Source organism: Vibrio sp. S12_S33 (assembly GCF_963889785.1).
Taxonomy (GTDB): Bacteria; Pseudomonadota; Gammaproteobacteria; order Enterobacterales; family Vibrionaceae; genus Vibrio; species Vibrio aestuarianus.
The window spans coordinates 1-863 of record NZ_CAWPQZ010000189.1 but is presented as its reverse complement, the minus strand read 5'-3'; the positions used below and the strand labels follow the sequence as shown (position 1 = coordinate 863).

The following is an 863-nucleotide window of genomic DNA, read 5'->3' as shown; positions in this document are numbered from 1 at the left end:
GTTAAGTGGTGAGCAACGCGACCACAATCCTAAACCATTGTGCCTTAAACACAAAACTCAACCTAGAGCCGAAACTCCCAAGCGTTGGGAATCCGTCTTAAACGCCTAGTTAGCTGCTGCACTTTCGTTAGCAAATTACGCCAAAATGCCTAATTTGAAACAAATTATTGCTTTCAAACGGCAAAGTAAAACGGACAGCTGTGAAATTAAAACTTAATCCACGAAATGCGCTTGGCAAAGAAAAAATGGTCGAGGAAATCACCATTCCTGAGCTCGGTAATTTGCAAAGAATTCCATCGAAAAAGCCAATGACAAAACACACAAAACGAATTTAGGCATTCATGAATTTCAACAACAAAGAAGCCACACCAACGAACTTAACAAACACAACTCTTCCCGTAAGCAGGCTTCGTTAAGTTCAAACGCTTCCCGAAAAGTGCCACTGGCGAGATAGTTGAAAAGCTGAAATTTGTCCGGTGTGTAGCTAGAAAACCCAAAGCCTTTCCACCTTAAATTCACCGTTTTTCTTAACCCCAGCTAACGCCCAATTAAGTGGTGAACAACGCACTGGCCAAGCCGCTGCATTGCACCGTAAAACACTTTACCTGACGCAGAGTAAAACTGCCACGCGTTGAGAATCCACTTGAATTGCTTGTTATGTGAATTTTACCGTGAAATCAAAGTAAACCACCGTAGAAATGAAGGAATTTTAATAAGTTACGTACAAAAACGATATTTACCAAAACCTAAATTTCACAGCGATCTGAGCCGAAGAGAGCCACTTACAGAATCAACAACAAAGAAAGCGCCCTTTCAGCCACAACAAAACCTTTTGCTTCACCAGACTTTCAGAGCTGAATTTC

1 protein-coding gene is annotated in these 863 nt (G+C 41.5%); it reads left to right on the top strand.

Going from position 1 to position 863, the window contains the following annotated elements; translation table 11 throughout:
* Positions 1 to 643: 643 nt before the first annotated feature.
* Positions 644 to 863 (top strand): hypothetical protein (locus tag AACW06_RS19795; RefSeq protein WP_339379025.1); only part of this gene is annotated, 220 nt, incomplete at its 3' end.